Here is a 539-nt window from a genome sequence, read left to right as displayed (position 1 = left end):
TCTGATTTCCAGTTCAGAAGTCTAAGGTCTAAAGTTCATTTGCCCGGAAGAAAACCTTAGACCTTAGACTTTAAACCTTAAACATAAAATGCCTTTCACCTTTCACCTTTCACCTTTCACCTCTCGCCTTTTACCCTTCGCCTTTCACCCTTCGCCTTTTACCCTTCGCCTTTCACCCTTCGCCTTTTACCCTTCGCCTTTTACCTTTTACCTTTTACCTTTTACCTTTCACCTTTTACCTTTCACCTCTACCCCACCCGCAGCGCGCCGGTTGTGAACGGGGTGACCGGCGTCTCCGACGGTGTCCGCCCCTGTTCCACCGACAGCTTCACATTCGGCAGCTGCGGCAGCACCAGCTTCCCGAACAGCTCACATTCCTCGATCAGCGGGTAACCCGACAGGATAAACGCACGGATCCCCATATCCATATAACGGTTCATCTTTTCCAGGATCTGTTCCGGCGTGCCTACCAATGCGCCTCCGCAGCCCGACCGGGCCCGTCCGATACCCGTCCACAGCATCGGCTCCACAAAGTCGTC

1 protein-coding gene is annotated in these 539 nt (G+C 53.1%); it reads right to left on the bottom strand.

Annotated elements, in window-relative coordinates; translation table 11 throughout:
* Nucleotides 1–248: 248 nt before the first annotated feature.
* Nucleotides 249–539, bottom strand: a 291-nt coding sequence (locus ABD851_RS14395; RefSeq protein ID WP_425549955.1) for an LLM class oxidoreductase, incomplete at its 5' end; no start/stop codon positions are given.

This window comes from Compostibacter hankyongensis, from assembly GCF_039541075.1.
Taxonomy (GTDB): domain Bacteria; phylum Bacteroidota; class Bacteroidia; order Chitinophagales; family Chitinophagaceae; genus Compostibacter; species Compostibacter hankyongensis.
The sequence above is the reverse complement of the archived record's forward strand: the minus strand, read 5'-3'. Positions and strand labels throughout refer to the sequence as shown.